Raw genomic sequence first — 797 nt, 5'->3', positions numbered from 1 at the left:
GCCTGTGAGGATCTGGCCGCAAACCTTTACAGGGCGCTGCGGAAAAGACGCGGCAAGGCGGAATTCCCGAAAGTCGATACGGAGACCCTGCGGGAACTTGCGCCGATGTTCACGCTGACCTGGCTGTTCCGGACGCTGGAAGACATGGCCCGGCAGATGGAGGGTCCAGCCCTGTTCAATGGCGATGGCGAGGATCTGGTCTTCCATGAAGTGTGTTTCCCGGTGGCAAAGGGCGTGACGCAGAAGAAGGTGACGGATGCGCTTGAGGGCGTGGAGGCCCTGCGTCCGGAGAGCCGGTCGTTCTGGAACTGGCTGAAGGAGCCGGGGAGTGATCCTGTGCCGTTGTCCGGACGGGATGAAAACGGGCGGTTCCTGCGCACCGAGATGGACGATGGTGCAATCGTGCTGGGCACAGTGGAACTCAGGGGGCGGCAGTTACGGTTGCAGGTGAATTCGGAAAACCGTGCCGAACGTGGGCGTGCCATGCTGCAGGCGGTTCTGGGCACACTCGTGGGCGCGCCCCTGACGCAGATCATGACACCGGTGCAGGCGATGGAGGAGCGGGAGCACGATGGACGGGCTGCGTCGCCAGACCTGCAGATCCCGCCTGAAGAGGAAGCGCGGATCATCGGGCAGATGCTGGAGCGCCATTACCGGCAGGTGCTTGATGAGCCGGTGCTGGCCTTGGGGAATGTGACGCCGCGTGAGGCTGTCCGGACGGCTTCAGGACGTAAAAAGGTGGTCGCCTGGCTGAAGAATATCGAAAACACCACAGCCCGCGCCCGGAAAAATGACGG

At 62.7% G+C, this 797-nt stretch carries 1 pseudogene; it reads left to right on the top strand.

The features are described from left to right. Positions 1–797 (top strand): annotated as a pseudogene (locus CFR79_RS15520) (hypothetical protein); the annotation flags it as partial.

Origin of the sequence: Komagataeibacter saccharivorans (assembly GCF_003207825.1) — a bacterium.
GTDB classification, from domain to species: domain Bacteria; phylum Pseudomonadota; class Alphaproteobacteria; order Acetobacterales; family Acetobacteraceae; genus Komagataeibacter; species Komagataeibacter saccharivorans.
The sequence above is the reverse complement of the archived record's forward strand: the minus strand, read 5'-3'. Positions and strand labels throughout refer to the sequence as shown.